The following is a 23,398-nucleotide window of genomic DNA, read 5'->3' on the forward strand; positions in this document are numbered from 1 at the left end:
TGCTCCTTCCGTTGATGTCATGAGACGGTGGACCCCTGCTCAGCCTTTGAGGGATCCGGCGGTCAGCCCGGAGATGATCTTCTTTTGGAAGACCAGCACCACGATGACCAGTGGGATGGTGATGATGACCGAGGCGGCGCTGATGGCCCCCAACGGCTGGTCGTACTGGGAGGTGCCGCTGAAGAACGTGATCGCCACCGGGACGGTCCGCGCCTCGGGTGAGGTCGTCAGGGTCACCGGAAGCAGGAACTCGTTCCAGACCAGGATGAAGACGAGGATCGCAGTGGTCGCGATGCCCGGCGTCGCCAGCGGCAGGATGATCTTGTAGAAGGCCTGGAACGGGGAGGCCCCATCCACATAGGCCGATTCCTCCAGCTCTCTCGGGATCTCCTTGAAGAAGGAGGTCAGGATGTAGATCGCCATCGGCAGCGCGAAGGTGAGCTTCGGGATGATCAGGCCCGGCAGCGTGTCGTAGAGACCGAGGTCGCTCCAGAGCGAGAACATCGGCGCTGCGATCGCGATGGTGGGAAATGTGGTGACCGAGAGGATCAGCGCCAGGAGAAGCGTCTTGCGGCGCAGCCGCAGCCGAGCCAGCGCATAGGCGGCGAAGGAGGCGAAGACGATGGCGATCGTCGTCGCGCTCAGGGCCACGATCACGGAGTTCCGCAGCGAGAGCATGAAGTTGCTGTTCTGCAGAACGGTCACATAGTTGCTCAGAGTGGGTTCGCTGGGGAACAGCTCTCCTGAGCTCAGCCCGGCTCCGGTCTTCAGCGATGTGTTGATCAGCCAGTAGAACGGAACCAGTGAGAACAGGATGACCACGACCACCAGGACCCATCGGGCACCTGAAACGGTCCTGCGGCGCAGCATCTTGCCGCGCAGATCGGGTGCCGGTGCAGCAGCCGTCATCTACTTCTCCTTCGCTTCGTCGCGGAGGTTGCCCCCGGCGAACCGGATGTACATCAGAGCAAAGACCATGACTGTCAGGAAGGTCAGGATCGACAGTGCCGAGCCCTCCCCGATCAGCCTGTTCTCCCGGAGCTCCCGGTAGGCCAGCATCGACATCGTCTCGGTACCGTTGGCTCCTCGGGTCAGCACGAACGGCAGGTCGAAGATCCTCAGCGCATCCAGCGTGCGGAATATCGCGGCCAGGACCAGCGCCGGCTTGAGCAGCGGCAGCGTGATGTTGAAGAAGGTCTTGACCTTCGAGGCGCCGTCGATCTGCGCGGCCTCATAGACATCTGAGGGGATGACCTGCAACCCGGCCAGCACCAGCAGCGCCACGAACGGGGTGGTCTTCCAGACGTCGGCCAGGATGACCACTGCCATGGCGTATCCCGGTTCGCCGAGCCAGACCAGGTCGCCGCCGGGGAGTCCCAGGCCGTTGAGCACTGTGGTCACCAGTCCCAGGCTGGGCTCGAACATGGTGCGCCAGGTGATGGCGCTGACCACGGTGAGCACTGCATAGGGCACCAGCACCACTGTGCGCAGAAGGCCTCGGCCTCGGAACGCCTGATTCAGCAGCAGGGCCATGGCCGTGCCGAGGATCAGCTCCAGGGAGACTGAGATGACGGTGAAGGTCACGGTCTGCAGGAAGGCTGTCCACCATGCCTCGCCGGAGAGGATCTCGACGTAGTTCTGCAGCCCGACGAACCGCGAGAGGCCCGCCTGCATCAGGCTGTACTGGTTCATCGAGAGCCACAGCGCGTAGCCGATGGGGAAGGCTGCCACCAGCGCCATCAGCACCAGAGAGGGGCTGACCATCATCCATGCCAGCCTCCGCTCGGCGACGTCCCGGGCGAGCTCCTTGGGCCTGCGGCGGCTCTTTCGCTCCTGGACCTCCGTCATCAGAAGGCGTCCTGCGCGTCCTCGATCTGGCTGGCCATCTGCTCCACGGCAGACTCTACGTCGGTGTCTCCGGAGATCGCGTCGTAGACGTTGTCGTAGATGGCTCGTGAGACCTGCGGGTACATCGGCGTGGCAGGACGCGACGCCGCGTTCTCCACTGCTTCGCGCAGCTCGGGAGCGAAGGGCATGGCTTCCAGGACCTCGGGATCCTCATAGGTGGAGCCGCGCACCGGAGCCCGTGAATAGTCGGAGGCCATCGTCTGCTGCCACTCCTCCGAGGTGGCGAACTCGATCAGCGCCGCAGCCGCCTCGGGATTCTCGGAGTTGGAGGAGATCGCCAGGTTCCGTCCGCCCAGGATGCCCGTACCGGTCCCTTCCTCCTCCCAGCCGGGCAGCGGAGCGACGTCGAACTCTCCGGACTGGTCAGCCTCATTCAGCAGCGCGTAGGCGAAGGGCCAGTTCCGCTGGTATCCGCCGTCGCCGCCTTCGAAGGCCAAGCGCGAGTCGTCTTCGATCCAGGTCAGCGTGGAGCGCGGAACGGCGTCGGTCTCGAGTCCTTCACGCATGAACTCCAGCACCTCTCGGGTCTCCTCGGAATCGATCACGACTTCGCCGTCATCGTCGAGGACGTCCCCTCCGGCGCTGTGCAGCAGCTCCAGGAAGTTCACCGTCAGCCCCTCGTAGGGGGAGGCCTGATAGAGGTACTGCGTATCCTCACCCGCGGCGGCGTCCTCATAGAGCTGCTGCCAGGTCTCAGGCTCTGGAACCTCATCCGGCCGGTAGTAGATCAGGCTGGCATCTGTGTAGTGAGGAGTCCCCCAGTAGCTGCCGTCGTAGGAGGCCGACTCCACAGTGGATTCGAGGAGGTGGTCGCTGAGCGAATCCACCAGATCGGTCTGGTCCATCAGCCACCCCTGGGCGGCGAATTCGCTCACCCATGTCACGTCCATCTGAAAGAGGTCGCATTGGGTGGACTGACCCTCCATCCGCTGGACCATCTGGGTCCTGGCAGTGTCAGTGTCGTTGCCGAGGTCCACGTGCTCTGCCTCGACTCCCGGGTTCTCGTCCATGAAGGCCTCCAGCATGGCCTGGAAGTCTCCGCTGGTGTCGGTCTGAGCGCACATCGCGACGCTGCCTTCGACCTCACCCTCCGGGAGCTCCACCGACTCGGTATCACCGCCGGCGCCACCTCCGCCGCAGCCGGTGACGCCGAGCCCGAGCACCGACCCCGCAGCGACGAACTTCATCCAGTTCCTATGAGCAGACATCTGAGTCCCCTTCTGACAGACCTCAGTCGACGTGATGGACACCACTGGATCGTGGTGACACAGTTCACAGTAGAGCCACTTTTGTCGAAGGTCAACATAACTTCGGCAGTTTTTTCCATTAAATATGTTGAAGGGTTCCTGATGTGGTTGACTGGGAGCATGCCGACCGCGAACGACACCCTGCCTCGACGCGGCATCGCCGCCAGCGACATCTTTCAGCTCCTGCGCGGCGGAGAGCCCAAGAGCCGCAGCGAGTTGGCCTCGAGCACAGGGATGGCACGCTCGACGATCGCCGACCGATTGGAGGTCCTCACCGACCTGGGACTCATCGCTCCCATCGCCGACGGCCGCTCCACCGGAGGGCGGCCGGCAGTGCGTGTCGCCCTGGTCCCCGACTCGCGCCTGATCCTCGCCGCGGACCTCGGCGCCCGTCATGCCCGCGTGGCCGTGGCCAATCTGCTCAATGAGCCCCTGGCCAGCAGCGAGGCCTCCATCCGCATCTCAGGCGGCCCGGAGGAGACCCTGCAGACCGTCCTGAGCATGGCTGATGAGCTGCTGGCCGAAGTCGGCCGCAGCCGCGAAGATCTCATGGCGGTGGGACTCGGACTGCCGGGACCCGTCCATTTCGAGACCGGCCGGCCCTCACGGCCACCGATCATGCCCGGATGGGACAACTACGACGTCCCCGGATGGTTCCGCCGTCATATCAGCGTTCCCGTCTTGGTGGACAACGACGTCAACATCATGGCTCGGGGCGAATACAGCCAGCTCGACGACCACATCGAGCACTTCCTGTTCGTGAAGGTGGCCACCGGCATAGGCGCTGGGATCATCTCCGGGGGCACGCTGCAGCGCGGCGCCCAAGGCATCGCCGGCGATATCGGTCATATCCGGGTCACCAGCGGTGACGGCATCTTCTGCCACTGCGGAAACGAGGGCTGCCTGGAGGCTGTGGCCTCCGGCGCTGCTGTGGCCCGTCAGCTGCAGAGCAGCGGCTATGAGGGGGTCGAGTCCAGCCGCGACGTGGTCAGGCTGGTGGACTCCGGGGATCTGACGGCCATCCAAGCGGTCCGTCAGGCCGGCCGTGCCCTGGGTGAGGTGCTCTCGGCCAGCATCAACTTCCTGAACCCGCAGGTGATCTCAGCCGGCGGCATGATGGCCGCAGCCGGCGAGCACCTCTTGGCAGGGGTGCGCGAGGTCGTCTATCAGCGCGGCATGCCGCTGGCCACCCAGAACCTGGACATCTCGCCGGCCCGCATCTCCCGTGAGGCAGGCCTGCTGGGCGCAAGTCTGCTCGCGCTGGACCACGCACTCTCCCCTGAGGGGTTGAACGCACTGACCGCCCACCCAGCCTCCGGCTGAAGGGGGCGGATCGGCTCAGCTCCGCTAATCGAAGAGCCGTATCGGGTTCACGATGTCGGCGAGTATGAGCAGCACCCCCATCCCCAGCAGCAGCGCGGCGACCAGATAGGTCAGCGGCAGCAGCTTGGAGATGTCGAAGGGCCCCGGATCCGGACGGCCGAAGAGCTTGGCCAGACGCCGGCGCAGACCCTCGTAGAGCGCACCCGCCACATGACCACCGTCCAGCGGCAGCAGCGGGATCAAGTTGAACACCATCAGCGCGATGTTCACACCGGCCACCAGAGACATCAGTGTGGCGAACCGCGACTCCAGCGGGATCTGTTCCTGAGCCGAGAGTTCACCGGCCAGACGCCCGACGCCGACCACGGACAGCGGACCCTCCGGGTCTCGCTCCGCCGAGGTGAAGGTGGACTCGGCCACGTCATAGACCCGCCAGGGCAGCTGGACGACGATCTCGCCCACCACCTTGGTCTGCTCCCAGACGATGGGGCCTGCCTCGGTCACCGGCTGGCGCTGCAGCTCGCTGCCTGCGCCCATGCCGATGAAGCCCACCGGCTCGGTGACCAGACTGCCGTCGCCGTCGCGCTCGGCACGGCCCAGGCCGTCGGTGACCGGGCGGTCCACCAGCAGCGGGGTCAGCGTGGTGCTGTGGCGTTCGCCGTCGCGGATGTACTCCAGCTGGGTGCTCTGATCCGCCGACTCCTGGATCCGAGCGGTCAGCTCATCCCAGTCCTGGACCTCCTGGCCGCCGAAGGAGACGATCTCATCGCCGGGGCGCAGACCGGCCTCATAGGCGGGACCAGCGGGATCAGAGGCGGTGCACTCGTCCTGCCCGGCCTCCGAGTCCTCCACCGAGACCACACATTCGAAGACCTCGTTGACCTGGGTGGTCGGCTCCTCGGTGCCGTGGAGGCTGATGGTCCCAGCGGTGATCACCAGGGCGATCAGCCCGTTCATCAGCGGACCGCCCAGCATGACGATGATCCGCTTCCAGATGGGCAGCCGGTAGAACATCCGGTCCTCATCGCCGGGTTGCAGCTCCTCGGCGGCGACCTCACGGGCCTCGGAGGACATCTGCTGGAACAGCCCGGTGGACTGCGAGCGCACCAGCTTGGTGTCGGTGGGGTCCTCCCCTGCCCGATCTGCCGTATGCCGCGCCCGGCCTGCTCCTGAGGGCTGGGCTCCTGAGGACTGGGCTCCTGAAGCCTGTGCCTCCGGCTCGCCGTACTGGCTGTTGAGCTCGCGGAGGTACTCATCCTCCGGGCCGACGTCGTCCTCGACGATCTCCGGATTCTTCCGGTCTTCATCCGGCGGCGGGTACATGCCGATCATCGCCACATAGCCGCCCAGCGGAATGGCCTTGACGCCGTATTCGGTCTCGCCGCGGCGCTTGGACCAGATGGTCGGGCCGAAGCCCACCATGTACTGGGTGACGCGGACTTTGAAGAGCTTGGCGGGGACCAGGTGCCCCACCTCATGGAGGGCGATGGAGAGCAGGATCCCGAGGATGACGATCAGGACGCCCACTGTCATGAGCAGGGCGGTCATCGGCTCACCCCAGAGACGCCGCCGGCCTGCACAGCAGAACCGGCAGAACCAGCCCGAACAGAACCAGCCCCGATCAGTTCATCGGCCCGGCGTCGCGCCCAGGTCTCGGCTCCGATGACGTCCTCCAGACAGAGCTGCTCGGCCCGGTGGCCCTCATGCTCTCCCAGGACCTTCTCCACGGTCTCCACAATCTGGCCGAAGCCCAGCTGGCCTTCATGGAAGGCGTCCACCGCCTGCTCATTCGCGGCGTTGTAGACCGCCATATGGGTGGCCGAGGCCGCACAGGCCTGCTTGGCCAGCCGCACGGCAGGGAATCGCTCATGGTCCAGCGGCTCGAAGTCCCACTGCATGATCTGGGTCCAGTCGATGGGCTCATCCACCTTCTCCAGCCGGTCCGGCCAGGACAGTCCCAGGGCGATGGGCACCAGCATCCGCGGCGGCCCGGCCTGGGCCAGAGTGGAGCCGTCCTGGAACTCCACCAGCGAGTGGATGATCTGCTGCGGGTGGATGACCGTCTCGATGTCCTCCAGGGGGATGTCGAAGAGCAGGTGGGCCTCGATGACCTCCAGGGCCTTGTTGACCAGTGTGGCCGAGTTCGTGGTCACCACCCGGCCCATATCGAAGTTGGGGTGCTTCAACGCCTCCGCCGGAGTGACCGCGCTCAGCGATTCGGCCGGCCAGTCGCGGAAGGGCCCGCCTGAGGCGGTGACGATCAGTCGGCGGACCTCGCTGTCCCCGCTGAGCTCACCGTCACGCCCGACGGCGCACATCCCCTTCTCATGGCGGCCTGAGGTCAGCGCCTGGGCCAGCGCGGAATGCTCCGAGTCCACCGGCACGATCTGGCCGGGACGGGTCTGCGCGGCAGGGACCAGCGCTCCCCCGACCACCAGGGACTCCTTATTGGCCAGGGCCAGAGTGGCTCCGGTGCGCAGCGCGGCCAGCGTGGGGCGCAGTCCGATGGAGCCCGTCATGCCGTTGAGCACCACACCCTCGGAGGCGGGCGCGGAAGAGCTGAGCGCCTGGGCGGCGATCTGCTCGGCCGCCGTCGGGCCGGTGAGGATCTCCACCTCATGGGTGGCTCCGGCCTCGGCCAGCGCCTGGGACAGCGGCAGCTGATCGGGGTTCTCCGCAGTGCCGCCGTCGGTGGCGATGCCTGCGATCCTGGCCCCGGTGGCGGCCACCTGCTGCGCGAGCAGACGGGTGTTGGCGCCGGCGGCGAGCGCCACGACGTCGAAGCGTCCGGCGTTGCGGGAGATGACGTCCAGGGCCTGTGTGCCGATGGAGCCGGTGGAGCCGAGGATGGCCACTTCTCGGGTGTCTTCAGGCATGCGCCCCATTATCCATCAAACGGGTACCCTGGTCCTCATGACCATCACGCTCAGGGAAGTAGAGACCGCGGATCTGGACCAGTTCTTCCGGTTCCAGCAGGACGCCGACGCCGCCCATATGGCTGGGTTCGCGCCGACCAACCCCAAGGACCGCAGCATCTTCGACCTCCACTGGAGCGGACTGCTCAACCATGACAAGTCCCTGGTGCGCACCATCGACGTCGACGGTGTGCCGGCCGGTTCGATCGCAGCCTTCCACGCCACCGATCAGGACCCGGCCGAGATCATGTTCTGGACCGACAAGCAGTTCTGGGGCCAGGGTGTGACCACTCAGGCCTTCGACCAGTTCCTCCAGGAGTTCACCACCCGGCCCGTGCAGGCCCGCGTGGTGGAGGACAACCACGGATCGTTGAAGATCCTGGAGTCCCGCGGCTTCGAGGAGGTCGGCGAGGAGTCGGTCTTCTCCAACGCCCGCGCCGCCGTGGTCAAGGAGAAGGTCCTGCAGCTGGGCTGATCCCCACTGCCGCACAGACACCGGACGCCGAGAGCTTCCTGCACTGCCGTGAGATCTATGCCGCGGCAGGGATGAGAGCTCTCGGCGTCTTCGTATATGGGCGGGGTCCGGAGGACGCTCTGGACGGCAGCTCAGGAACGCTCGGGCAGATGCAGCCGCGCCAGCACGGAGGTGGTGTCCGCCGGCGGACGGCCCGAGCCGAAGCGGCTGACCAGCATGGCCGCGGCGAAGGCCAGCGGAACGCACCACAGCGCCGGATAGAGCACGACGACGGCGCCCGGGGCTCCCTCCCCCACGCGCAGCCCCACAGCCAGTGAGCACAGCGAGGCCGCAGCCCCGGTGACCATGCCCGCGAAGGCGCCCTGAGCTGTGATCCCGGACCACCAGATGCCCAACAGCAGCAGCGGCGCCATGGCCGAGGCGCTGAAGGTGAAGACCATCGCCACCGCGCCGGCCAGGGCCACATGGCTGGTGGCCGTGGAGATGGCCAGCGGCAGGGCCACCGCCAGCACCGCACCGATCCTGAAGCCGCGCACCGTCCCGCCGAAGAACTCCTGGGAGAGCACTCCGGAGACGGAGACCACCAGCCCGGAGGCCGTGGAGAGGAACGCGGCGAAGGCCCCGCCGGCCACCACGGCGGTCAGCAGGTCCCCCGCCGCTCCTTCGAAGACCGCCGAGGGCAGCTGCAGCACCGCCGTATCCGGAGAGTCCTGGACCCCCGGATCGGTCAGCACCGCCCGAGCGATCACCCCCAGCGCAACCGGCAGCACATAGAAGGCGGCCAACAGGCTCAGCAACAGGAATGTGGTGCGGCGGGCGGCGTCGCCGTCGGGGTTGGTGTAGAAGCGCACCAGGATATGGGGCAGCCCGATGGTCCCCAGCATCAGCGCCAGGATCAGCGAGACCGTCCGGTAGAAGTCTTCCGATCCCAGGCCGCTGCCCTCCCAGACCGCAGAGAAGTCCGGGGCCTGGGCCTGGGCCCCGCCGAAGACCCCCATACGCAGCAGGATGAAGACCAGCGGGATCAGCAGCGCGCTGAGCTTGATCCAGTACTGGACCGCTTGGGCGATGGTCACCGAGCGCATCCCGCCCGGCATGACCGTGGCCAGGACCACCAGGACCACCGCCGCGGGGCCGGCCCATTCGGGCAGCCCCGCCGTGGCGCTGAGCGCGAGGGAGGCACCGTGCAGCTGCGGGACGATGTAGAGCCAGCCGGTGAGCACCACCAGCATGACGGTGAGCATCCGCAGCCTGGGCGAGGCGAAGCGCAGCGTCACGAAGTCCGGCACTGTGTAGGCTCCCGAACGTCGCAGCGGCCCGGCGATGAACAGCAGCATGGTCAGGAACCCGGCCGTATAGCCCACCGGGAACCAGAGGCCGTAGGTGCCCTCGACCAGGATCAGCCCGGCCACACCGAGGAAGCTGGCTGCAGAGATGTACTCCCCCGCCACCGCGGAGGCGTTCATCCGCGGGGAGACCCTCCGGGAGGCCACATAGAAGTCACCTGTGCTGCGCGAGAGCCGGACGCCGTAGGTGCTCACCAGCACGGTGATCGCACTGACCAGCACCACGGCGGAGAGCACCGCCGAGGCCGAGAGCGTGCCGGGATCGGTCATCCTGATCCTCCGGCGTCCTGGGACTCCAGATAGGCACGGTCATAGGCCAGGATGCGGCGCAGATAGAACCAGCCGGCTCCGATGATCAGCGGATAGATCACCAGGCCCGGCACCAGCCAGGCCAGCGGTCCGCCGTCAGTGCTCAGCGCCAGCCCCAGATACACCAGCACCAGCAGGATGAAGAACCCGACGCCGATCCGCAGCGCCAGCCGCAGCTTCTGCGAGATCAGCCGCAGCACCGCTTCATCTCCCACCGAGGAGCGGGAGCCGCCGCGACGCACATAGCCGCGGCGCGGATCCAGCAGCGCCTCCTCGGCCGTGGGCGGGTTCTGCGGGCCGCGGACCCGGAGGCGTGGCGGGCCGCCGGCGTCGGGGGTCTCCGGGGCAGGGTTCATCGCGGCGACCTGTTCATCGGACTCCCCGGGTGGCGCGGACCCGGTGGGCATCCAGGCGCTCCCGCACATGAGGCATCAGCCGGCGGCTGACCGGCAGCTCGGTGTCCGGCATGAGGATGGTCATCCGGCCCTGACGGTTCACGATCCGCTTCACGTGGTGGAGGTTGACCACATGGGAGCGGTGGACTCGCACGAAGCCCTGCGGCTCCCACTGCTCCTCCAGATCGGCCAGCGGGATGCGCAGCAGATAGGAGCTCTCGGCGGTGTAGAGCCGGGCGTAGTCCCCCTGGGCCTGGACCCAGCGGATGGAGGAGACCTCCAGCAGCACTGTGGTGTCCCCCTGCAGCACCGAGACCCGGTGGGGCCCCTCGGACTGCTCCTGCTCGGCCGTGCTCAGGCTCTGGGCCGCACGGCGCAGCGCTTCGGAGAGGCGGCTCTGGCGCACCGGCTTGAGCAGGTAGTCGCGGGCTTGGAGCTCGAAGGCGTCCACTGCGGGTTCGGCATCGGCGGTGATGAACACGATCTGCGGGCCGGGCTCCTCGCCGGCCCGCTCCCCTGTCCGCCCCCTGGCCCGGGAGTGGAGCTCGCGGGCCAGTTCCATGCCGCTCTGCCCGGGCATGTGGATGTCCAGGAGGATGACGTCGATGGCCTCGGTGTCCAGCACATGCTTGGCCTGGGCAGCGTTGCCTGCGGTGTGGACGCGATGCACCTGGGACTCGCTGCTGAGCAGCCACTCCATCTGAGCGACGGCCGGCGGCTCGTCATCGACCACCAGCACCTCCAACGGACGGTTCGGCACGCGTTCAGCTCCTCTCCTGCTGGAATTTCGGCACCCGCATGGACACTCTCATACCGGCGCCGGGGGCGGTGTCGATGCGCAGGCCGTTCGCTCCCCCGTAGGCCTGACGCAGGCGAAGATCCACATTGCGCAGCCCGATGTGCGAGCTGCCCTCCGCCCCGGCCAGCACCCTCTCCAGATGTGCGGGGTCAGCTCCGGGGCCCTCATCCTCCACGCTGATCACCGCGTGGGTCCCCTCCTCCTGGGCGGCCAGGCGCACCTGTGCCAGCCCGGAGGCCGAGTCGGCGCCGTGGCGCACGGCGTTCTCCACCAGCGGCTGGACCGAGAGGAAGGGGATGCGGAGGCTGAGCACCTCCGGGGCGATCTCCAGGTTCACCTGAACCCGGTCCTCAAACCTCGCCTTCTCCAGAAGGACATAGCGCTCGACGGCGCTCAGCTCCTCCTCCAGCGTGGTGAAGTCACCCTCAGCGCGAAGGCTGTAGCGGGTGAAGTCTGCGAAGTCGATGACCAGCTCCCGAGCCCGGATCGGGTCGGCGGGGATGGTGGCGGCGATGGCATTGAGGCTGTTGTAGATGAAGTGCGGCGAAATCTGGGCCCGCAGGGTCCGCAGCTCCGCCTCCACCAGCTGCTGACGGGTCAGCTCCGCCAGCTCGCGGTAGTCGACGTCGTCGGGACTGTGCTGATCGTCGGAGCTGGGATGGTCGGGCGCCTGGCGCTGGGTGGGAGCCGGGGCCGGCGTCGGGGTCTCAACGGGGGCGCCGGAGCGGCCCCTGGCTGCGACGAAGAGGACAAGCGCCGTCAGTCCAGCGATGATCACCACCAAGATCGCTGTCGTCGCGCTCACCTCGTCCACAGAGTCAAGTGTAGGGATTGTGAGCCGGATCGCGTGCCCGGCCGGGCCGAACCATGCCGAAGGAACACCCAGCTCACGCCCAGCACACCGTCTGACTCACCGTCCGGCGCACCGTCTGTGCCGCTCGTCGTATCTGGCGCGCACCGGCGAAGTGACTCATGCCACTGTGGTCCGAGTCACAACGGAGTGGCCTCCATGTTCTGCACCCATACACCCTTCGAGAGAGGCAGCTGATGACTGGTACCACCACCACTGCTGCGGCACACGACGGGCAGCCGAAGGCATCGGCCGCGACCGCTGATCTGCGCGCGCCCTCCTACCACCACATCACGGCGCGCCCCGGCTTCAACCGCTGGCTGATCCCGCCGGCCGCACTGGCCCTGCATATGTGCATCGGCCAGGTCTACGGCACCTCCGTCTATCAGTCCCGGCTGGCCACCCACTTCGCCGATGACCCGCTGGTGGGCATCTTCGGCCAGATTCTCGGACCTATCTTCGGCGGCGACCACCCGGCTCAGACCGCAGTGGCCTTCTTCGCCTTCTCACTGTCCATCGTGCTGATGGGCCTCTCCGCCGCTCTCTTCGGCAAATGGGTGGACTTCCGCGGACCGCGGATGGCCATGCTGGCCTCCACAACCTTCTGGGTCTCCGGATTCCTGATCGGCTCCATGGGCATCTTCACCCAGCAGCTCTGGCTGGTGGGACTGGGCTATGGCGTGCTCGGCGGCATCGGCCTGGGCATCGGCTATATCGCGCCGGTCTCCACACTGATGAAGTGGTTCCCGGACCGCCCGGGCCTGGGCACCGGCATGGCCATCATGGGCTTCGGCGTGGGTGCGATGATCGCCGCCCCGTTCTCCACGATGATGCTGGGCGTCTTCGACCGGATGGGCGCCGGCGAGGGCGCCGCCGTCGGCTACCTCTTCCTGACCCTGGCCGTGATCTACGCGCCGATGATGCTCTTCGCAGCCTGGATCATCCGAGTCCCCGCGGCCGATTGGAAGCCCGAGGGCTACGACCCCACCACGAATAAGGCCGCCAAGATGGTCTCGGCGGGCAACGTCACCGCCAACAACGCACTGCGCACCCCGCAGTTCTGGCTGCTGTGGGTGGTTCTGTTCGTCAACGTGACCGCAGCGGTGGGCCTGCTCCCCCAGGCGGCGAACTTCGTCCAGGACTTCTTCCGCGACGGCAGCGGAGAGACCTTCGCCAGTCCGGAGGTCGCAGCAGTGGCGGCGGCCGGATTCGTCGGCTACCTCTCGCTGACCAATACGCTGGGCCGGTTCATCTGGGCCTCCACCTCGGACAAGATCGGGCGCAAGCCCATCTACATGATGTACCTGGGCCTGGGCTCGCTGCTCTACCTCTCGCTGGCCGTGTTCGGCGACAGCAATATGGCAGCGTTCATCGTGCTGGCCGGCATCATTCTGTCCTTCTACGGCGGCGGCTTCGCCACCATCCCGGCCTACCTGCGCGACCTCTTCGGCACGCTGCAGGTCGGCGCGATCCACGGCCGTCTGCTGACCGCCTGGTCCGCCGCCGGCATCGCCGGCCCGGCCATCGTGAACATCACCCTGGACTCCGCAGAGGGCTCACCGGGTGTGGACTTGACCGCGGCGGACTACCGTCCGGCGCTGCTGATCATGAGTGTGCTGCTGCTGGTCGGCTTCGTCACCAACCTGCTGGTGAGCCCGGTCAGCTCCATGTGGCATGAGGAGAACCGGGAGGCCGCTGAGCCGGCCGCCGAGGCCGCCACGCCGGTGAGCTCCCAACAGGCGGGGCCTGCAGCCGCGACGGAGCCGGCCCGCAACCCGGTGGTGCCGATCCCGGCGGCCTGGACGATCGTGGCCCTGCCGATGCTCTTCGGCCTGATCTACACCTTCAGCAACGCCGTGCAGCTCTTCGCCCCCGGCAGCTGAGCTGCAGGCACAGACGACGATGGCCCGCCTCTCCCCAAGGAGGGCGGGCCATCGTCGTATGGTCCGGTGAGCGGCGCTCCGGTGACCGGTGCGCCGAAGCGGCCCGGTCAGGGAGCGGTGCTCAGCCGACCGAGGCCATGATCTCGGTCATCTTGTCCAGGAAGGCGTCCACCTGAGCCTCGTCATAGCCGCTGGAACCGTGGGCGCCAGCAAAGGTGATCGTGCGGATCTCGTCCACACTCATGGGGTTCTCCCCGTCCAGGTACTGCTCGAGCTGCTTGCACAGCTCGTCCACCTGCTCCTTGCGGTAGCCCAGGGCTGAGGAGTGCGCGGGTTCGCGGAAGCGCTTGCCGTTCGGGCGCTCCAGGCGTCCGCGCAGGGGCTCGGCCCGCTCGGCGAGCAGCTCGTACCAGGCGTCCTCGCCGTGCTGCTCGATGTAGCGGTCCCGCTCGGCGCCGGCGAAGGCGTCCTCCAACCGGTCCAGGGCTGCGTCCACCTCTGCGGGGTCGTAGCCGCCGGAGCTCATGGAGAAGCTCGCATCACGGATCTCGGCGAGAGGCATGCCGTCGCCGGAGTCGTAGGCCACGCGGGCGCGGCCCATGAACTCGTCGACTTCTTCCCTGTTGTATCCCTGCTCCTGCGCGGGGAGCAGGGAGAACAGTGCGGTGTCGTTAGCCATATCTACAACCCTAAAGGAACTCCCCCGGATTCCGGGGTCAACGCCACGATGACAAAAAAGGCCGCCGGCATCGCGAAGACCAGTGAATCCAGCCGGTCCATGGCCCCACCGTGGCCGGGCAGGACATTGGACATGTCCTTCAGCCCCAGCTCACGCTTGACCATCGACTCGGAGAAGTCGCCGGCGGTCGCGGCGATCACCACGGCCACGCCGAGGGCCGCACCGATGATCAGCGGCTCCTCGAAGATCAGCCAGGAGGCCAGCATCCCGACGCCGACCGCGCCTGCCATAGACCCGGCGAAGCCCTCCCAAGACTTCTTGGGGCTGACCTTCGGCGCCATGGGGTGCTTGCCGAAGAGGATGCCGGCTATATAGCCGAAGGTGTCGTTGGCGACCACCAGCAGGACCACGATCACCAGTCGCCAGTTGCCCTCAGCGATGCCGAAGAGGCCCGACTCCGGCCCGGTCTCCAGCAGGAGCACGGCGAAGGAGATCAGAAAGGGCACCCAGCAGGCCACGAAGATCGAGGCCACGATGGAGGGGCCCGGATCGGTGACCCGGTAGATCGCGGCGAAGACCGCGATGGCCACGCAGGTGACCATCAGAGCCAGCGTCAGCGACTCCACCCCTCCGAAGTAGGCGGCCAGCGGCATGGCCGCAGCGCTCAGGAACAGGGGTATCTTGGGCAGACGCAGCCGCCGTCCCCCGGGACGCCTGGTCCGAGCGGCCTCATGGCTCTCCAGGGCTCGGGCGACTTCCCAGACCCCCACGCACAGCAGCACGATGGCCACCAGGATCAGCAGGAGGTCGAAGAAGATCAGCCCGAGCACCGCCGGAACGAGCAGGGCCAGTCCGGTCAGGATCGCCGCTGGGAGGTCGCGCCCCGCTTTGGGGGTGCGCTCCTTCTTCTCAGCGGTCGGCTGAGTATGCTCCGTCTGGGAGCCGCTGGCTGCCACGGATCAGACCTCGAGGAGCTCGGCTTCCTTGCGCTTGGTCATGTCGTCGATCTTCTCTACGTAGGTCTTGGTCAGCTGCTCGAGCTCGTCGGTGCCGCGCTTGCCCTCGTCCTCACCGACCTCGCCGTCCTTGACGGCCTTCTCGATGGTGTCCTTGGCCTTGCGGCGGGCGTTGCGGACGGAGACCTTGTGGTCCTCACCCTTGCCCTTGACCAGCTTCGCGTACTCCTTGCGGCGCTCCTCGGTCAGGTCCGGCATAGTGATGCGGATCTGCTTGCCGTCGTTGGAGGGGTTCGCGCCGATCTCCGAGTCGGACAGCGCCTTCTCGATGTCCCGCATGGCGGAGACGTCGTAGGGGGTGATCAGGATGGTCTTGGCATCCGGAGTGTTGAAGGAGGCCAGCTGCTGCAGCGGGGTCGGGGAACCGTAGTAGTCCACCAGGACCTTGGAGTACAGGGAGGGGTTCGCACGGCCGGTGCGCACCGTTCCGAAGTCTTCGGAGGTGGCCTCGATGGCGCGCTCCATCAGGTCTTTCGCCTCGGACAGGGTCTCGTCAATCACGTGGGTCTCCTTGGGAGCTTCGAAATGTCAGAACACAGTCTACTGGCCGTGCGGGGGCCAGCACTTCAGGTGCGTCGGCCGGCGTCGGGCCGCTCAGGGGGTGACCAGGGTGCCGATCTCCTCGCCGAGCAGGGCGCGGGTGATGTTGCCCTCCCCCTCCATGCCGAAGACGCGCATGGAGAGGCTGTTGTCGTTGCACATGGTCATGGCGGTCTGGTCCATGACGCGGATGTCCTTGCGCAGCGCGTCGGTATAGGTGAGGTGGTCCAGCTTTTCGGCTCTGGGGTCCGCCTTGGGATCTGCGGTGTAGACGCCGTCCACACCGGACTTGGCCATCAGAACCATATCGGCGCCGGTCTCCAGTGCGCGCTGAGCGCAGACAGTGTCGGTGGAGAAGTAGGGCATGCCGGCACCGGCGCCGAAGACGACCACGCGGTCCTTCTCCATGTGGCGCACTGCGCGCAGCGGGATATAGGACTCGGAGACCTGGCCCATGGTGATCGCACTCTGGACGCGGGTGGGCTGGCCGGACTGCTCGAGGAAGTCCTGCAGGGCCAGTGCGTTCATCACGGTGCCCAGCATGCCGATGTAGTCGGCGCGGGCGCGGTCCATACCGGCGCGGGAAAGCTCAGCACCGCGGAAGAAGTTGCCTCCGCCGACGACCACGCTCACCTCGACCTGGCCGCGGACGGCTGCGATCTGTTCGGCGATGCCGCGGACAGTGGCGGGGTCGACGCCGACATGGCCGCCTCCGAAGACCTCTCCGGAGAGCTTCAGCAGGACTCGACGGCGACGGGGGGCGGGTTCGACAGACATGGGCAGAGCTCCTCGAGACATCAGTGGTGGCATACGAAAAGGGGGTGACCACTTCGTAAAGTGGCCACCCCCTTTGTCGTCGTTCAGGCGTCAGGACTCAGTCTAGCGTCCTTCGGCCGAAGGTAGGTCCCTCGATCAGGAACCGACGCGGAAGCGTGCGAAGGCCTTTGCGGCGACGCCGGCGGCCTCGAGCACCTGCGCCACGGACTGCTTGGGGTCCTTGGCGAAGGGCTGGTCGACCAGCACGTGCTCCTTGAAGTAGGCGTTGGTGCGGCCCTCGACGATCTTGGGGATAGCCTGCTCCGGCTTGTTCTCGGCGCGGGCGGTCTCCTCTGCGATGCGGCGCTCGTTGGCCACGGTCTCCTCAGGGACCTCGTCGCGGACGAGGAAGGACGGAGCGATCGCTGCGGCGTGCACGGCGACGTCGTGGGCTGCGGTCTTCGCATCCTCGGAGTCACCGTCGACAGCGAACAGGACGCCGACCTGAGCCGGCAGGTCCTTGGAGGTCTTGTGCAGGTAGGCGTCCACGAAGGCGCCCTCGACCTTGGCCAGGCGCCGCACGACGATCTTCTCGCCGAGCACAGCACCGCCCTCCTCCGTCACGTAGTCGCTGACCGTCTTGCCCTCGATGTCTGCCTCGAGCAGAGCCTCGACGGAGTCGAGGTCGTTGGAGACAGCCACCTCGAGGACCTTCTCCGCCAGGCCGACGAACTTGTCGGACTTGGCGACGAAGTCGGTCTCTGCGTTGACCTCGAGCAGGTAGCCCTTGGTGCCGTCGACGACCTTGGCGAGCACGAGGCCCTCAGCGGCCGAACGGCCCTCACGCTTCGCAGCGCCCTTGAGGCCCTTGATGCGGATGGCCTCGATGGCCTTCTCGAAATCGCCGTCAGCCTCGTCCAGAGCCTTCTTGACGTCCATCATGCCGGCGCCGGTGCGCTCACGCAGGGCCTTGATGTCAGCGGCGGTGTAGTTCGCCATAGAAACGAGCTTCCTTTCCTGGGATTGAGTCGCTTACTTGGCTTCTTCAGCCGGAGCGTCGGTGGACTCTGCGGAGGCCTCAGCGGGCTCCTCAGTGGTGGTGGCCTGCTCGGTGGCGTGCTGCTCGAGCAGCTCGCGCTCCCACTCGGCCATGGGCTCAGCAGCCTGACCGGAACCGCCGCCGCGCTTCTCCTCGCGGGCGATGAGCCCGTCAGCCACAGCGTCGGCGACCACGCGGGTCAGCAGGTCGACGGAGCGGATGGCGTCGTCGTTGCCCGGGATCGGGTAGGTGACCTCGTCCGGGTCGCAGTTGGTGTCGAGGATGGCGATGACCGGGATGCCCAGCTTCTTGGCCTCGTCGACTGCCAGGTGCTCCTTCTTGGTGTCGACGACCCAGATGGCCGAAGGAGTCTTGTTGAGGTTGCGGATGCCGCCCAGGTTGGCCTGCAGCTTGTCCAGCTCGCGGCGGAGCAGCAGCAGCTCCTTCTTGGTGTGGCCCGAGCCTGCGACGTCGTCGAAGTCGATCTCCTCGAGCTCCTTCATGCGCTGGACGCGCTTGGAGACCGTGGCGAAGTTGGTCAGCATGCCGCCGAGCCAACGGTGGTTGACGTAGGGCTGACCGACGCGGGTGGCCTGCTCAGCGATGGCCTCCTGGGCCTGCTTCTTGGTGCCGACGAACAGAATGGTGCCGCCGTGGGCGACAGTCTGCTTGACGAAGTCGTAGGCGCGGTCGATGTAGGACAGCGACTGCTGGAGGTCGATGATGTAGATGCCGTTGCGCTCGGTGAAGATGTAGCGCTTCATCTTCGGGTTCCAGCGACGGGTCTGGTGGCCGAAGTGCACACCGCTGTCGAGCAGCTGGCGCATAGTGACGACTGGCATTGTCTGTTCCTTTCGGTGCCGAGCTTCGAACATGAGTGATCAGCCCATGCAGCATCGGCGTGGTGTATCGGTTGTTCATCTGTGGTCCGGTTCTCCCGGACTCCTGGCAGAGGAGGGATCTTCTCCCGGTCCCGCCGCACAGCTCCGCCCAACCATGATCGGGAGGAGGGAGTGCGGACCGATGGGGCCGGCCTTCAGCATCCTTCGAGGACGCTTCGAGCAGCCTCTGCGCGTAGTCAGTCGAATGCCTCGGCCTGTGCGAACTGAATTCCCATATGGGCAGGACGAAAGAGCGTCAGCTTCAACTGCTGGATTCAGTGTACCCGAAGACGGGGCGTTTCGCGGCCTCGGCGGAGGGGCTCCTCCGCGCTCACCGTGCCTGAAGATTCCTCCACAGAATAGGGCACCGGGGACGACGCCGCGCGCGGGAGTCCACAGAACGCGAGGGAGTTCTCAGATCGGCGCGGAGACAGGCCGAGGCTGGGGCCATGGGACCTGATACAGAGGATCTGCGACCCCCACTCTCGCTGCCGCGCCCACGCCGCGTGGCCCTGCTGCTCGGCCTGCTCTGTGCGCTGCTGAGCGTCTCCGGCTCTGCCGCACCCAGCGCCTGGGCGGAACCCGCGGCACCTGCGGGGGTGCCCGCGGGCGAAGCCGGGGTGAGTGCAGACGAAGTGTCCGTGGGCGAGGGAGAGGCCCTGGGCGACTGGAAGCTCCCGACACCGACCGGCACCCCGGATGTGCTCCGCCCTTTCTCCGCTCCCCCGGCACCCTGGGCGGCCGGGCACCGCGGAGCTGATCTGGGGACGGGGTCGGCCGGAGCCTCGATCCGCAGCCCGGCAGACGGGACGGTGAACTTCACCGGCGTGGTGGTGGACCGGGTGGTGCTCTCCATCGACCACGGCTCCGGCTATGTGAGCTCCTTCGAGCCGGTGAGCTCAGAGCTGGAGATCGGCGATCCGGTGGGCGCCGGTGAGGTGATCGGCCAGCTGGAGAGCTACGAGGACGGCAGCGGTCACTGCGATCAGCCCTGCCTGCACTGGGGCGTCCGGCACCACGGCGAATACATCAACCCCTTGCTCATGCTCGGCGACCTCGAACCCTCAGTCCTGCTGCCCCTGCGTGACCCGTGAGCGTTACGACTCAGGCCGCGGGATTCATGAGCCTGATCCATCAGGAGGGGATGGTTCCGCGGAGGGGACGGATACTTACGTGCCGACTGCAGGACTTGCTGCAGAGATCCCGTCGAAGTCCCGATATTGGTTCTGCGCAACCTCACACATCCAAGCAAGCTTGTCGAGCAGTCGCCGACCCAGCTCATCGGCTGCGGGCGCCTCGGCTCGGATCGCGTCACTGACCGCGTCAGGGAGAATCGTGGCCAGCTCATAGACCCGAGCGCAGAGCGCCTTCGCATCGAGACCAGTCTCAGCAGCGAAACGTTCCCAGTGGCGAGGTTCGATCTTTCCGAACTGTGACTCTTTGCCGATCCTCATCGCCGCGAATCTCAGCCCTGTTTGCGTCGATGAGTCGTAGGGATAACCGGAGGCGACGTCGTAGAGCGGTGCCAGCCTCACCTGATCGCCGGAGAGCATCACCCCGTAGTTCTTCGCATGAGCATCGGGGGCACCCAGGAGATAGTTCGCAATTAGGCCGTCCGTGAAGTGCTTGATATTGCGATCCCCACGATCTCCGGAGGTTTCGCGCAGCAGACGGACAATGTCAGCTGCCCGAGGCCCCCCGCTGGACTCGTACTTGTCTTTGGGAAAAACCGATAGCGCCTGACACATGTCCTCCTGATGGATGCGCACCAATCGCCCCTCAGGCGTCGTGCCGCGATCGTATCGCTTCACAATCAGAGCGGACTGGTCCTCGAACTCTCTGAAGTCCGTCTCAGCGACCGACAAGCCCGCTCTACGCAGAGCTGTCATCGAGATGTGCTCGTTGAGCGCCTGGTCGCGGAGGTCAGCTATGCCAGGCTTGATGATGTGGGTGGTAGGCTCAGCGCCGGTGACGCTGTAGAACCGGCCGTTCTCCTCGCGCACGGCAAACTTCGACTGTGCGCCGCCCAGGGACCAATGCTCTTGAGCGGCCACCCAGCTGGTGGCGACGCCGGGTTTGAACTCCCGCAGACGCTGACTGAGGTCGCGGTCTGACAGTTCGCGAAACTGGCCGCTGCCGGAGAGCACCTCATCACGACGACTAGGGTGGACGAACTGCACCGCCCCCGCACAGTCTTCTCCAATGTGGGTCAGCAGAGCGAATGGGTTAGCCCCAGATACGCCATACTTTGCCCCCATCGCTTCTCTGACGTCGACTCGATCCGGAAGAAGACCTTCGAGAAACGGTTTCACAGTCTTGTGGCCGTGGCTCTGGACAGCCGGCGGCATGGACAACGAGACCGGTGCTGGCGAGCTATCGCGCAGATACTGCAGCCGATGGGCCCCACTACGGGTTTCCACCAGATCGGCAACATACTCGCTGTAGAGCAAGACATTGAGGACCTTGGTCATGACTGCTGATCCATGATCCGCAACGCGTCAGCCGCGTCCTGATTCGCTTGTGACGTGGAGTCCTCACCTGATGACCCGAGACCGAAACTGATGTTCAGTGCGCGCAGGGTGTCAAAGAGTTTGGTTGCATCGGGGGCCTGGGCCTCGCCATTCTCGACCGCAATCAGCCATCGCCGTGAGACGTTGGCTTCTCGACTAAGCTCCAACTGAGTCAGTCCCGCCGACCGCCGGGCGTCGCGGATCGCGAGGCCGAGTTCCCGCACGTTGTTCAGCTTTCTCATGAAAGTAACCGTACTTGCACATTCATGAATGTGCAAGATAAGTAACATTCATGCAAGTGCACGATCGGTAACATCAACTCGTCATCACCACGGTCACCGTCACCCTTTGCTTCTGACACAGATTAGACCAGATCCCGGTTTGACCTGGACATCTACCGCACATGCCCATTAGTGCCCCATAGTGACGCTCCCCCTGGGCGGCCGGGCACCGCGGAGCTGATCTGGGGACGGGGTCGGCCGGAGCCTCGATCCGCAGCCCGGCAGACGGGACGGTGAGCTTCACCGGCGTGGTGGTGGACCGGGTGGTGCTCTCCATCGACCACGGCTCCGGCTATGTGAGCTCCTTCGAGCCGGTGAGCTCAGAGCTGGAGATCGGCGATGCGGTGGGCGCCGGTGAGGTGATCGCCCAGCTGGAGAGCTACGAGGACGGCAGCGGTCACTGCGATCAGCCCTGCCTGCACTGGGGCGTCCGGCACCACGGCGAATACATCAACCCGCTGCTGATGATCGGAGCTCTGGAGCCCTCCGTCCTGCTGCCGCTGAACGGAGGTGAGTGATCCTTGGATCAACAGAGGCTGATCGATGAAGACACCCGCCACGCTGTACGGAACGACAGTGGATGCTTCCCTCAGAGAAGCCTCCAGAGAACGAGAAGGCCTGCATGGGGAGTGTGGACGCCCACCCCAGGGCACTCCGCCTACGTGGCGGAGCCGATGCGCTTCTCCCAGAGGACCACTTCGTTGAGGTCGCCGACCTGGCGCCGACCGCAGCCCCGGAAGCCCAGAGACTCGTAATAGCTGAGCAGCTCACGATTTGAGGCCGCGCTGTCCAGACGGAGCCTGCTCTTCCCCTCCAGGACTGCCAGACGCCCCGCCCAGTCGAGCAGCTCGGCGCCATAGCCGCGACCGGCATGGCCCAGGTCCACCATGAGTCCATGTACGTAGACGGAAGACCCATCATCTGGTCCCCAGAAGTCCGGGTCGGACCATAGGATTCGAAGCCCAGCGATCACGGTTCGATGCTCATCGCGCAGAACATGCCACTCTCCACGCTCCACCTGGCGCTCGATGACGCTGGCCGAAACCTCCCCGGGGCGCCACTGCTCAATGCCCTTCTCAGCCATCCAGTCCTCGCGCTGACGCCTCAACGACCAGATGCCTTCGACATCGCGCAGCTCAGCCGGGATCGGTTCCAGCACGTCGCCACCTCCATGAGCAGGGCCATCCTCGTGTCAGCTCCAGCCTACGTGCCCCACAGAGAGAAGGCCCTGGGATCAGGCAATCCCAGGGCCACACTTGACCCCGTGATCAGCTCTGCGGCTGCGGCGGGTGGATCTGGCTGGCGTTCCACCAGATCAGGTCGATCGGATAGTCGGTGATGATCGCCTCCACACCGATCTCGGTGAGAGCCTCCCATTCTTCCTCATCGTTGACCGTCCAGACATAGGCCTGCAGTCCGGCCTCATTCGCCTGCTGGACCCACTCGGGGTTCTCCAACACATCAGCCACCGGAGGGTTGTAGCCGATGGCACCCAGCGCGTGGGCGGTCTCGATGGCATCCGGGGTGATGTTGCCCAGCACCATGCGCGGCACCTGCGGCAGCTCCTGCTGCAGGCTCTCCATAGTGGTCAGGTCGAAGCTCTGGACGATGATCTGGTCCTCCACCCCGTACTTCTGGATCAGAGCAGCGCTGGCGGCGACCTCCTGCGGACCCCAGTCGTCCTTGTACTCCAGCAGCATCTGCGCTCCGGTCTGTTGCATATAGGCCAGCACTTCCCTCAGGTGAGGCACTTCGGTGCCGACGTAGGCCGGGCCTAGCCAGGAGCCGGCGTCGAGGGTTCTGACATACTCGTAGTCCAGTTCACGGATGTCGCCGGTGCCGTCAGTGGTGCGCTCCACCGTCTCATCGTGCATGGCCACGATCTCGCCGTCGGCGGTGTGGTTGATGTCGATCTCGAAGTACTCGGCACCGCTGGCCACCGAGGAGGCGATGGCCGGCATCGTGTTCTCCGGGGCGATGCCGGAGCTGCCCCGATGACCGATCACAGCTGCCGGATCACCCGGCTGGTTGAAGCCGTACTCGTCGTCTGTCCCGGCAGTGGCTGTCATGTCCGTCTGCGATGCAGCCTGTGCCGGCTGGGTGAGTGCAGCGATGAACGCTGCTCCCACCACTGTTGCATACCCATGCTTCCTGAATCGGCGGATGATGCTCATGCGGCCCCTTTCGGAACGTCGTGTGCAGCTCGTGGCGAGGTGTTCGCCATGAGCTACTCCACCGAGCTCAGT

22 protein-coding genes and 2 pseudogenes are annotated in these 23,398 nt (G+C 66.2%); 5 read left to right on the forward strand and 19 right to left on the reverse strand.

Going from position 1 to position 23,398, the window contains the following annotated elements; genetic code table 11:
• Positions 1 to 39: 39 nt before the first annotated feature.
• The 3 genes from IEW85_RS04375 to IEW85_RS04385 are packed head-to-tail and all read right to left on the reverse strand — an operon-like array spanning position 40 to position 3,116.
• Positions 40 to 909, reverse strand: a complete 870-nt coding sequence (locus IEW85_RS04375) for a carbohydrate ABC transporter permease (protein ID WP_188683079.1) — start codon at positions 907 to 909, stop codon at positions 40 to 42.
• A complete protein-coding gene (locus IEW85_RS04380; RefSeq protein ID WP_188683081.1) occupies positions 910 to 1,848 on the reverse strand; it encodes a carbohydrate ABC transporter permease in 939 nt (312 codons plus the stop codon).
• Positions 1,848 to 3,116 carry an ABC transporter substrate-binding protein gene (locus IEW85_RS04385; RefSeq protein ID WP_188683083.1) on the reverse strand — a complete coding sequence of 423 codons (1,269 nt, stop codon included), beginning with the start codon at positions 3,114 to 3,116 and terminating at the stop codon, positions 1,848 to 1,850. The genes IEW85_RS04380 and IEW85_RS04385 overlap by 1 nt, the downstream gene beginning before the upstream one ends.
• A 159-nt stretch (positions 3,117 to 3,275) precedes the next feature.
• Here IEW85_RS04385 and IEW85_RS04390 point away from each other — a divergent pair, with 159 nt between their 5' ends.
• Positions 3,276 to 4,478 carry an ROK family transcriptional regulator gene (locus IEW85_RS04390; RefSeq protein WP_188683085.1) on the forward strand — a complete coding sequence of 401 codons (1,203 nt, stop codon included), beginning with the start codon at positions 3,276 to 3,278 and terminating at the stop codon, positions 4,476 to 4,478.
• A gap of 24 nt (positions 4,479 to 4,502) precedes the next feature.
• Here IEW85_RS04390 and IEW85_RS04395 read toward each other — a convergent pair whose 3' ends face one another.
• Positions 4,503 to 6,026, reverse strand: coding sequence for a M50 family metallopeptidase (locus IEW85_RS04395; RefSeq protein ID WP_188683087.1), 1,524 nt, complete (start codon positions 6,024 to 6,026; stop codon positions 4,503 to 4,505).
• Positions 6,023 to 7,354 carry a 1-deoxy-D-xylulose-5-phosphate reductoisomerase gene (dxr, locus tag IEW85_RS04400; RefSeq protein ID WP_188683089.1) on the reverse strand — a complete coding sequence of 444 codons (1,332 nt, stop codon included), beginning with the start codon at positions 7,352 to 7,354 and terminating at the stop codon, positions 6,023 to 6,025. Before dxr ends, IEW85_RS04395 begins: the two co-directional genes overlap by 4 nt.
• A gap of 37 nt (positions 7,355 to 7,391) precedes the next feature.
• Here dxr and IEW85_RS04405 point away from each other — a divergent pair, with 37 nt between their 5' ends.
• Positions 7,392 to 7,868, forward strand: coding sequence for a GNAT family N-acetyltransferase (locus tag IEW85_RS04405; protein WP_188683091.1), 477 nt, complete (start codon positions 7,392 to 7,394; stop codon positions 7,866 to 7,868).
• A 131-nt stretch (positions 7,869 to 7,999) separates the two neighbouring features.
• Here the strand turns inward: IEW85_RS04405 and IEW85_RS04410 are convergent, their stop codons facing one another.
• The 4 genes and pseudogenes from IEW85_RS04410 to IEW85_RS04425 all read right to left on the reverse strand — a co-directional run.
• A complete protein-coding gene (locus IEW85_RS04410; protein WP_188683093.1) occupies positions 8,000 to 9,484 on the reverse strand; it encodes a sodium/solute symporter in 1,485 nt (494 codons plus the stop codon).
• Positions 9,481 to 9,879: a hypothetical protein gene (locus IEW85_RS04415; RefSeq protein WP_229658791.1), complete on the reverse strand. Its 399-nt coding sequence runs from the start codon at positions 9,877 to 9,879 to the stop codon at positions 9,481 to 9,483. Before IEW85_RS04415 ends, IEW85_RS04410 begins: the two co-directional genes overlap by 4 nt.
• A 13-nt stretch (positions 9,880 to 9,892) precedes the next feature.
• Complete coding sequence (locus IEW85_RS04420) at positions 9,893 to 10,678, reverse strand: LytR/AlgR family response regulator transcription factor (protein ID WP_188683097.1); 786 nt, start codon at positions 10,676 to 10,678, stop codon at positions 9,893 to 9,895.
• A 4-nt stretch (positions 10,679 to 10,682) separates the two neighbouring features.
• Positions 10,683 to 11,330: pseudogene (locus tag IEW85_RS04425) on the reverse strand (sensor histidine kinase); the annotation flags it as partial.
• A gap of 434 nt (positions 11,331 to 11,764) precedes the next feature.
• On the opposite strand from IEW85_RS04425, the gene IEW85_RS04430 reads away from it, so the two are divergent.
• Positions 11,765 to 13,450 (forward strand): OFA family MFS transporter, encoded by a 1,686-nt coding sequence (locus tag IEW85_RS04430; RefSeq protein ID WP_188683099.1) that lies wholly within the window; start codon positions 11,765 to 11,767, stop codon positions 13,448 to 13,450.
• 121 nt (positions 13,451 to 13,571) lie between these two features.
• Here the strand turns inward: IEW85_RS04430 and IEW85_RS04435 are convergent, their stop codons facing one another.
• The 6 genes from IEW85_RS04435 to rpsB form a co-directional block, all read right to left on the reverse strand.
• Entirely contained in the window at positions 13,572 to 14,129 is a 558-nt protein-coding gene (locus tag IEW85_RS04435; RefSeq protein ID WP_188683101.1) for a DivIVA domain-containing protein, read from the reverse strand.
• 2 nt (positions 14,130 to 14,131) lie between these two features.
• Complete coding sequence (locus IEW85_RS04440) at positions 14,132 to 15,085, reverse strand: phosphatidate cytidylyltransferase (RefSeq protein ID WP_188683103.1); 954 nt, start codon at positions 15,083 to 15,085, stop codon at positions 14,132 to 14,134.
• Between the two features lie 3 nt (positions 15,086 to 15,088).
• Positions 15,089 to 15,646 (reverse strand): ribosome recycling factor, encoded by a 558-nt coding sequence (frr, locus tag IEW85_RS04445; protein WP_188683106.1) that lies wholly within the window; start codon positions 15,644 to 15,646, stop codon positions 15,089 to 15,091.
• A gap of 93 nt (positions 15,647 to 15,739) precedes the next feature.
• The gene (gene pyrH / locus IEW85_RS04450) at positions 15,740 to 16,462 is read right to left on the reverse strand and encodes a UMP kinase (protein ID WP_188683108.1); all 723 of its coding nucleotides are present in this window, start codon (positions 16,460 to 16,462) and stop codon (positions 15,740 to 15,742) included.
• A gap of 135 nt (positions 16,463 to 16,597) precedes the next feature.
• On the reverse strand, positions 16,598 to 17,440 hold the full coding sequence (tsf, locus tag IEW85_RS04455; RefSeq protein ID WP_188683110.1) for a translation elongation factor Ts: 843 nt from the start codon (positions 17,438 to 17,440) through the stop codon (positions 16,598 to 16,600).
• Between the two features lie 33 nt (positions 17,441 to 17,473).
• A complete protein-coding gene (rpsB, locus tag IEW85_RS04460; protein WP_188683112.1) occupies positions 17,474 to 18,322 on the reverse strand; it encodes a 30S ribosomal protein S2 in 849 nt (282 codons plus the stop codon).
• Between the two features lie 488 nt (positions 18,323 to 18,810).
• On the opposite strand from rpsB, the gene IEW85_RS04465 reads away from it, so the two are divergent.
• Entirely contained in the window at positions 18,811 to 19,455 is a 645-nt protein-coding gene (locus IEW85_RS04465) for a M23 family metallopeptidase (protein WP_188683115.1), read from the forward strand.
• Positions 19,456 to 19,530: 75 nt separating this feature from the next.
• Here IEW85_RS04465 and IEW85_RS04470 read toward each other — a convergent pair whose 3' ends face one another.
• Positions 19,531 to 20,832, reverse strand: a complete 1,302-nt coding sequence (locus tag IEW85_RS04470; protein ID WP_188683117.1) for a type II toxin-antitoxin system HipA family toxin — start codon at positions 20,830 to 20,832, stop codon at positions 19,531 to 19,533.
• Positions 20,829 to 21,113, reverse strand: a complete 285-nt coding sequence (locus IEW85_RS04475; RefSeq protein WP_188683119.1) for a helix-turn-helix domain-containing protein — start codon at positions 21,111 to 21,113, stop codon at positions 20,829 to 20,831. The genes IEW85_RS04470 and IEW85_RS04475 overlap by 4 nt, the downstream gene beginning before the upstream one ends.
• A 215-nt stretch (positions 21,114 to 21,328) precedes the next feature.
• Here IEW85_RS04475 and IEW85_RS04480 point away from each other — a divergent pair.
• Positions 21,329 to 21,670, forward strand: a pseudogene (locus tag IEW85_RS04480) (M23 family metallopeptidase); the annotation flags it as partial.
• A gap of 140 nt (positions 21,671 to 21,810) precedes the next feature.
• Here the strand turns inward: IEW85_RS04480 and IEW85_RS04485 are convergent.
• Together IEW85_RS04485 and IEW85_RS04490 are read right to left on the reverse strand one after the other, a co-directional pair.
• Positions 21,811 to 22,311: a GNAT family N-acetyltransferase gene (locus IEW85_RS04485; RefSeq protein WP_188683121.1), complete on the reverse strand. Its 501-nt coding sequence runs from the start codon at positions 22,309 to 22,311 to the stop codon at positions 21,811 to 21,813.
• A gap of 109 nt (positions 22,312 to 22,420) precedes the next feature.
• On the reverse strand, positions 22,421 to 23,221 hold the full coding sequence (locus IEW85_RS04490) for a glycerophosphodiester phosphodiesterase (protein WP_188683122.1): 801 nt from the start codon (positions 23,219 to 23,221) through the stop codon (positions 22,421 to 22,423).
• Between the last annotated feature and the right edge of the window lie 177 nt (positions 23,222 to 23,398).

Source organism: Nesterenkonia cremea (genome assembly GCF_014642675.1).
GTDB lineage: Bacteria > Actinomycetota > Actinomycetes > Actinomycetales > Micrococcaceae > Nesterenkonia > Nesterenkonia cremea.